The organism is Pedobacter sp. UBA5917 (genome assembly GCF_002432345.1).
Lineage (GTDB): Bacteria > Bacteroidota > Bacteroidia > Sphingobacteriales > Sphingobacteriaceae > Pedobacter.
Genome location: NZ_DJDT01000132.1, coordinates 502 through 9,108, shown reverse-complemented (window position 1 = coordinate 9,108; position 8,607 = coordinate 502). Strand labels below are relative to the sequence as shown.

At 40.3% G+C, this 8,607-nt stretch carries 5 protein-coding genes; all 5 read left to right on the top strand.

The features are described 5' to 3' along the window. Positions 1-575: 575 nt before the first annotated feature. The 5 genes from B2V92_RS08025 to B2V92_RS08005 all read left to right on the top strand — a co-directional run bounded on the left by B2V92_RS08025 (position 576) and on the right by B2V92_RS08005 (position 8,433). Positions 576-2,960, top strand: coding sequence for a TonB-dependent receptor (locus B2V92_RS08025; RefSeq protein WP_293306643.1), 2,385 nt, complete (start codon positions 576-578; stop codon positions 2,958-2,960). 10 nt (positions 2,961-2,970) lie between these two features. Beyond that, positions 2,971-4,170, top strand: a complete 1,200-nt coding sequence (locus tag B2V92_RS08020) for a hypothetical protein (RefSeq protein WP_293306641.1) — start codon at positions 2,971-2,973, stop codon at positions 4,168-4,170. A 9-nt stretch (positions 4,171-4,179) separates the two neighbouring features. Beyond that, positions 4,180-5,310: a PepSY-associated TM helix domain-containing protein gene (locus B2V92_RS08015; RefSeq protein WP_293306639.1), complete on the top strand. Its 1,131-nt coding sequence runs from the start codon at positions 4,180-4,182 to the stop codon at positions 5,308-5,310. Positions 5,311-5,313: 3 nt separating this feature from the next. Further along, positions 5,314-7,803 carry an outer membrane beta-barrel family protein gene (locus B2V92_RS08010; protein ID WP_293306637.1) on the top strand — a complete coding sequence of 830 codons (2,490 nt, stop codon included), beginning with the start codon at positions 5,314-5,316 and terminating at the stop codon, positions 7,801-7,803. Between the two features lie 267 nt (positions 7,804-8,070). Beyond that, entirely contained in the window at positions 8,071-8,433 is a 363-nt protein-coding gene (locus B2V92_RS08005; RefSeq protein ID WP_293306635.1) for a hypothetical protein, read from the top strand. The last annotated feature ends 174 nt before the right edge of the window (positions 8,434-8,607 follow it).

Genomic DNA, 8,607 nt, shown 5'->3' with positions numbered 1-8,607 from the left:
TTTTCAGCCGGCATTTTTTGTTTCTTTTTGATGCCAAAAAGAAAGAGCCCTTCGGCGGCGGCGAGCCGAGGAAAGGCTGTGCCATAGGGCAAAAAAATCAATTAGAACCTGAGTTCAATAATTATTTATTAAAAATTGAACTTTAAAAGCTTCTAATCCAGATCAATTCGTCATGCTGAATTTATTTCAGCATCTTTTTAGCATGAAAGACCCTGAAATAAATTCAGGGTGACGACTAGATGTTAAAAATATCTTACAGGATGGCATTTAAAGGCATACTAATAATCGAACTCAGATTTTCACATTTTCAATTATCAAAGATCCTTCACTGATGTTCAGGATTGACACTTGATAGAAAAAAGTTTTTCGATTCCATCACCCTTCTTACATTTTCCATTATCAAAGATCTTTCGTTGCACCCAGGATGACACTGGAGGATGCAGGGTTTTTCCATTCCATCATCCATTTTCCCTCTTACATTTTCCATTACAACTTTATTTTATTTTTTTTCCATTCCCACCTTCGGAAAATTGCGGATTGTGCTACTACCCTTGTAAATGCACAATATTAAACTAATGTACCGATTAAAAATTTTATCCTTATTTCTACTCTTTTCAACTTCGGTTTTTGCACAACAGACGGCCTCCATAGAAGGTTATGTAGCTGATAGTACAGCAGCCATAAGTGGCGCATCAATTTCGTTAAAGGGTACAAAAGTGGGCGCAACCACTGATGCAAATGGATTTTTTAAACTATCCGCCATCAAACCTGGTCGCTATACTATTGTGGTATCTTTCGTAGGTTACCAAAAAGTGAGTCAGGAAATTACCTTGACTACCGCAAAACCACAAACTTTAAAAATAGTACTTAAACCCGATTACAGCAACCTGCAGAATGTGGAAGTAAAAGGACGGACTGCCGTAACTGAGCTTAAACAGTCTGGTTTCACCGTAAACGCGATAGATCTTAAAGCATTTCAGAACAGCAGTGCCGATCTTAATCAGATCCTTAACAAAAGTACCGGGGTTAAAGTAAGGGAGCAGGGTGGTTTAGGTGCTGATTTTAATTTTACACTCAATGGCCTATCCGGCAGGCAGATCCGCTTTTTTATAGATGGCATTCCGATGGAATCGTTTGGAAGTGCAATCGGTTTGAACAATATCCCGGTAAACCTTGCAGAACGCATTGAGGTATATAAAGGTGTGGTCCCGGTTGAGCTTGGTGCCGATGCCCTGGGTGGTGCGGTAAATATTGTTACCAATCAATCGGTATCTAAATATCTCGATGCAAGTGTAAGTTACGGTTCGTTCAATACCTTGCGGGCTGCGCTTTCGGGCAAATACAAAGACCAAAAAACAGGTCTGATATTTACTTTCAATGGTTTTCAAAACTCATCCGATAACGATTACCTCATGCGCAGCAATCCTAAATATGATGCCGCAATTAAAGTGGTCGAAAATAACGAACTCGTAGAAAAAGATGTAAAGCGTTTCCACAGTGCCTACCGTTCTACCATGGGACAGGTTGGTATCGGGCTTGCCAATAAATCGTGGGCCGACCAATTGGAATTAAACTTTCTTTATTCGGATATGTATAAGGAAATACAGACGGGCGCAAACCAGAATAAGGTGATAGGTGAGGTAACCAACCGCGAGAAGTTCTTTATGCCTTCCATTAAATACAAGAAAAGCAATTTTTTGACCAGAGGTTTAACAGCAACGCTTTTCGCTTCAACATCCATCAACAGATCTACGGTGCCCGATACGGCTAATTATGTATATTCATGGAGTGGACGTGGACGGGCGGAACCTATTTCGGGAGAACTCTACGGGATAAAAAGCATTTACCATTACCGCAATACGGCGAGCATTGCCAGGGCAAATTTTAGCTACGAAATCAATGCCAATAACAGCTTAAACCTTAATTATAATTACAGCCATTTCGCACGCCAGGCAACTGAAGATTTAGGGCTGGTTAAAACCAATACCTTTGATGAACCCAATACCATTGGCAAACAGGTTGTAGGCCTTGCTTACCAGAATAATGCGTTTAATAAAAATTTAACCACCTCTGTATTTGGTAAGTTTTATGCGATGAATGCACTGGTGCGCAATGCCGTGTTTTCGCAGAACCAAACTTATATCAAAAGCGATTCAGAAATTTCGAATAACTATTTTGGCTATGGCATTGCCAGCCGGTACCGCATCAGCAACGAAGCAGGTTTAAAAGCATCTTACGAACATGCGTACCGTTTACAGGAGGGAGATGAATTATTCGGCAATGGAATTGACGTAACATCCAATATCAAACTTAAGCCCGAAAGCAGCGATAACATCAATTTTGGCGGATATTATAACTTCAATATCAATGAAAAACACAGCGTCGGTATTGAAGGCTCTTATTTTTACAGGAACGCAAAAGATTTCATTTACTTTATTCCGAGCGGAGGTATTTATTCCGTTTACGATAACCTTGCCGGAGCAGAAATTAATGGTGTAGAACTCGAATTAAAGTACCGTTATTCAACATTATTAAATTTCAGTATTAATGGCACATATCAGAAGGCGATAAGCAAACAACTTTACGAACCAAATACTACGGTACCAGACATGACCTACGGCGACAGGGTACCAAACCAGCCCTGGTTATATGCAAATGCAAACCTTGAAATCGGTAAAAACGATATTTGGGCACCGGGAACGCGTTTGCAGCTTAGTCTTTCGAGTCAGTTTGTAAACTGGTTTTACCTCAACTGGGAAAGCAGGGGCAGCATCGAATCCAAAAACCAGATCCCTACCCAGTTTTCGCACAATGTAGCATTGGCCTACAGTATGGCAAATGGCCGTTACAACATTTCTGCAGAGGTAAATAATTTTACCAACGAGCTATTATACGACAATTTCAGGTTGCAAAAACCCGGACGCTCAGCCTTTATCAAACTTCGATATTTTATTAAATAAATACACCATCATGTTTACAACACTTAAAAAACAATCTTTATTATCTTTTGCCGCTATAGCGTTACTTGCTTTTTCGGCATGTAAAAAAAGTTCTACGCCCACAGAAGAGCCTGTTGAGAAAAATTACGGATTAGTGGTTAGTGCGGGTACACCGGCCGGAACCTATATCTTAAACACTACACAACTTGGTTCGGGTACTTTAACCACTTCCGGTAACGGAGCCGAAACTACCACGAGCGTTATTACCCAACGTGGCGAATATTTTTACGGTACAAACGATGCCGGAAACCTGATCAAATTTACTTCGAGCAACAAGGTTAATAAAGTAATCAAAGAAATCCCTTTCACACAGATCAGCTGGGCTTATTATTCGAGCTTTTTTGCATGGAAAGATGATAAAACCCTGGTGTTGTTCAGTATGAAAGAAGCATTACAGTTCGAATATGCTACACTGAATGTAGAAACCATGACTATTACGGCATCAGGAAATATCAATATTCCAAAACCTGCTACCGGATATTATTATTGGGGAAATTCTGCAGTGTTTATGGGAAATAAACTTTACATCAGCTATAACCTGACCAACGAGAAAACAAACCTTCCGTTAAATGAGGTTTATCTGGCATCGATGGATTTCCCGAACGTAAGTACGGTTGCCATTACCAAAGATACCCGTTTCAATCAACCTGCACATTACACGCTAAATTCGCCCGGAACATTTGTAGATGGCAATTACGCTTATTTTATCAATGCACCAACCATTTGGATCGCTGGCGAAACAGGAGGTTCATTTTCGATTTACCGTGTAGCCAATGGCGCAACAGCAATTGATGCAAATTACCAGTACGAACTTACCGATAGGACCAAAGAAGAGGCTACTGATTTATTTTATGTAGGAAACGGAAAAGCAATTGTTAAAATTTTCGATAAATCGCAGATTTCTACATGGCAAGATTACAGCGGAAAATATATCGCTGATTATTACCTGATCGACGTAGTAAATAAAACGAAAACAAAACTTAATGTTCCTAAAAGTACACCAAATGCTTATTCAACAAACGTATTGGTTGATGGTGATGTAGCTTATATCGGCGCATTAACCTCTGAAGGTTATTATGTTTATGCTTATAACTTAAGCTCAGGAACGGTTACCAAAGGTGCCAAACTTGATGGCGTAAGCGGATTAAGCAAATTGGTTAAATTTAAATAGTTGGTTTAAATGTTGATCAAACTACTCAAAAAATTAAATGCATGGCTTCACCTCTGGCTTGGTTTAGCCTCGGGTATTGTTGTTGTAGTGTTAGGAATTACCGGTTGCATATTGGTTTTTGAGCAGGAAATTAAAAGTTTAAGCTCTCCCTGGTTGTTTGCCGAAAAGCCGGCAGGGGGAGCGATACTTTCGCCATCTAAGATTTATCAATCAGTTAAAACCCAGTTGCCCGGCAAAGAGGTTCATTCGCTTTGGTACCATGGCGAAAACAGATCTGCTGCGGTTACCATCAATGCCGATTCTACTGTTTATGTAAATCCATATACCGCAGAAGTAATTGCACTGGTGCACCACGAAGATTTTTTCGAATTTATAGACGATGGGCACCGCAGGCTTTGGCTGCCCGATAAAATCGGTAAACAGGTAATCGGCTGGTCTACCTTTATATTCTTCATTTTATTAATCACCGGATTGATATTGTGGTGGCCAAAAAAATGGAACAAAGCGGGCAAAGATCAAAGTTTTAAAATAAAGTGGAAAGCCCGGTTTAAAAGGCTTAATTACGACCTGCACAATGTACTGGGTTTTTATTCGCTGCTTTTTGTGTTGATAATGGCCGTAACCGGATTAATTATGAGCTTTAGCTGGTTTAATAAAAGCGTTTACTGGTTAACCGGTGGTACAGGTAATCCACGCAAACAAACTACCGAAGTATTTAACGCAGCACCCGGTACCATGCTTAAAAGTGTGGATCTGGTTTGGCTAAAAGTTAGAAATACCATCGCCCTATACAATAAAGACCAGATCATTGTTTCTTTTCCGGATGAACCCGACGAGGCAATTTATGCCTGTACAGATATGATAAACGGTTATTGGAGGGATTTATATTTTAATCCATCAACGCTCCAGTTAACGAAGTCGGCCGGAAAACCACTGGCACAGCTTGCTTTTGCCGATCAGGTAAGAAAATTAAATTATAGCCTGCACGTAGGTGCATTTGCAGGTTTGCCAAGCAAAATAGTCTTCTTTTTTGCCAGTTTAATCTGCGCCAGTCTTCCCATTACCGGATTTTACATCTGGTGGGGCAAAAAGAAGAAAAAACCCAGGCGTAAAAATATCCCGATACCCTTAAAAGCTTAATTTATGTACAAATTCCCATCCTTTGCTTCAGGAAAAAGACCTGATGTTAGTATTGTATTGCCTTATGTTTTTTTACTTTTCTGCTGTTTTTTAAGCAGTAAAACTGTTTTTGCCCAATCAGATACGGCCATTAATGGTATTGTGGTGGAAGAAAATGGTAAACCTGTAGCGTTTGCCTCTGTGGCGCTTCAGGATGCAGAAGGAAAAGGCATAAAAGGAACATTAACCGATTCGTTAGGGCGTTTTTCCTTCCCGGCGTTGCAGCATGGCAAATACCGAATTAAAATTTCGAACATGGGTTATATCACACATCAAACCGATATGATCCAGCTTACTGTTGAGCACAGGATAGTGGTTTTGGGCAAATTAAAATTAATGGAAGATGCCCAGAGCCTGGGTTCCGTAAATGTTTCGGTCCAGAAAAAAGTGATTGAGCAGGGGATTGATAAAATGACCATCAATGTAGAAAACAGTATCCTTGCCGAAGGTAATACCGCTTTAGAATTGTTGCAGCGCGCACCGGGTGTTAAGGTTGATGATGAAGGTAAAATTTCTTTAAAAGGCAGGGCAGGGGTTAATGTAATGATCAACGGAAAACTTACCTATCTTTCACCTGCCGAATTAAGTGTAATGTTAAAGGGCACCAATTCGGCTTCGGTATCCAAAATAGAAATCATGGCCAACCCTTCGGCCAAATACGATGCTGCGGGCAATGCCGGTATCATTAATATTGTGATGAAGAAAAGCCAGATGAAAGGAATGAACGGCTCGGTTAGCGTAAATGGTGGCGCAGGCCGGAAAGCACGTTATGGATCGGGTTTCAGCCTCAATTATAAAAATGGCGGGCTTAATGTTTTCGGGAGTTACAATTATGCTTACCGTGGTGAAACCGAATACCTCGACTTTAGCCGCCGTTTTTACAACGATGGCGTTGTTGAAGGCAATTACGATCGCATTTCGAATCAACATACCGAAACCAACGAACCTTTAAATACCAACAATTTCCGTGTGGGCATGGATGTAGATATCGACCCGAAAAATACCATTGGATTTTTGGTAAACGGTAACGTGGGCAAGTACCTGCACGATAGTAAAACCGGAAATATTTTGCGAAACCAGGCGGGTGTTATCCAATCAGAAATGGCCACCACCAATTACGATCAGCAAAGCTGGAGCAATATTACCTATAACCTTAATTACCTGCATAAATTTAAAAAGGAAGTACGCACATTAAGCGCTGATCTCGATTTTGCCGGCAATAGCTTTACCTCAAATCTGAATTTAGATACTTATACTGCGGCAAATGCATCTACACCAGCACAAACCAGTAACCGGAAAGGATACGTTCCGGCCAAAACCAATGTTTATGTGGCCAAAGCAGATTATACCGATGAACTGGGTAAGGCCATTAAAATAGAAGGTGGTTTAAAAAGCTCTTTTATTACTTCTGATAACAATCTTGTTTATCAAAATTTAGCGGATAATGTATGGGTTTACGATCCTGCCAGCAGCAACCATTTTAAATACGAAGAGCAGATCCACGCAGGTTACCTAAACCTGAATAAAGAATTTAAAACATTTACCATACAATTAGGCTTAAGGGGCGAATATACGCACACTCTCGGCAATCAGGTAACTACTGGTTCGGTACTGAAAAGAGATTATTTCCAGCTGTTTCCCAACCTGGCACTGAATAAAAATGCAGGAGAAAATAACCAGTTTCAACTGGCATATAGCCGAAGGATACAAAGACCGGATTATGGTGATTTAAATCCTTTCAGGGTATTTAGAGACCCCCTTTTATATTACGAAGGTAATCCGTATTTAACACCGGAACTTACCCAGAATATTGTTTTAAGCCATGTTTTTAAGGGCAAATACACCACGGCTTTAAATTATAGCCGCACAACTGATGTAATTACCTGGGTTACCGGTCAGATTGATAACCTCAACACCACCTACGAACGTCCACAGAATCTGAAAAGCCTGGTGAATTACGGGCTTAGTTTTACCGGACAAACGAATTATTTCAGCTGGTGGACGGCAACCAATTTTGCCAATGTTTACAATAACGTTTACCGCGGAGGCGAAGAATCGGGTACTTTTAAAAACAGTCAGGTAAGTTTTACCGTTAATACCCAAAATTCATTTAAACTGGGTAATGGTTATAGTGCCGAGCTGAATGCTTACTTCAATTCGAAATCGGTTTATGGCATTTCGACCGAAAGATCATATCATTCCGTATCCGCAGCATTTCAGAAAAATCTCCTTAAAGATAAAGCAAGCCTTAAACTGTTGGTAAATGATATTTTCCAGTCGAGCCAGTACAAACAATTTACCCGTTACCAGAACATCGATATGAACAGCCATGTAAATGTTGATGGAAGGCGGGTGATGCTTTCTTTTTCTTATCGTTTCGGTAATCCTTTCAGCATAAAAGAACGCAGGAGCAGCAACGACGATATCCAGAATAGGATAAAAGGAGGGAGCTGAGTAAGTATCGGTCGGTTTTACGCCGACCGTAATTTTTTTGTTTTTTTAAAGCGCAAAACCTGTACACAACAATAAGTTTCTTCCCGTTTTACGCTTGTACGCTTCGCTGCCTCGTACCTCGTTGCTGCAGGGTACCGCTTCAACCGGGGCTAGGTGGGCAGGGCTGTTTTTCATTTTAACGGTTTGCAGGGGGCTGTAATTTTCTCATATTTCTCAAAACTATATCCCTTAACGCGGGTTGAAATAATAGGACCAATGGAAAGCGATATGGAAAAAAAAGATACGAAAGCACGTTTGATTAATGAGATTACCACTACAGGATTACAAACCGCGGCCGAAAAATTAGGTGCTTCGGCAAGTAAAAAACAGATCAGGAAAGGTGTTTCCAAAAACATCAGTTTAATAGATGAGTTGTTGCGCATTGCCTTAATTAAAAGCAAAGATCCATCAAAACGGGATCAAAGGAACATAGAGTTTTTAGGTTTGGGCGTTATTGCTGCGCATGCTTTTTACCGTGGCTTTAAAAAGAAGAAACGCCTGTTGATTTTTGAAGGTATTTTCTTAACCGCAGCACTTGGAGGAGTGTTACTGGCCACGCAGCTTAAAACAGTGAAAAGGCAGATAGTTTAATGTTGTGACTAAAAGAAGGACTTTATTGTTAAGATGGTTTAATTGCAATATTGTTCGATTGTTGGGAATACAAAGTTAGTCGGGATTACAAATCCCGACTGACAATAGGGTCTTCATTTCGACCGCATTGGAGAAATGTATATGTTAAATTGTATAGATTTCTCCATTACGCTG